Annotated in this window: 1 protein-coding gene; it reads left to right on the plus strand. The window is 57.5% G+C overall.

Annotation, left to right across the window (positions count from 1 at the left end):
• On the plus strand, window positions 1–226 hold a 226-nt coding region (locus tag AC0QH1_RS29095), incomplete at both ends, for a hypothetical protein (protein WP_324634939.1).

The raw sequence follows: 226 nt of genomic DNA on the forward strand, positions 1-226 counted from the left end.
TGCCTATTTATACCGCATCCGGGGAGAGCGGGGGGAGAATCTGGAACGGGCGATTGCGGCATCCGAGGCAGCGTTAGAAGTTTATACCCGCACCGCCTATCCGGAACAATGGGCGATGACGCAAAATATTCTGGCAAGTGCCTATCGCAACCGCATCCGGGGAGAGCGGGGGGAGAATCTGGAACGGGCGATTGCGGCATACGAGGCAGCGTTAGAAGTAAGAACC

The organism is Phormidium sp. CCY1219 (genome assembly GCF_055795085.1).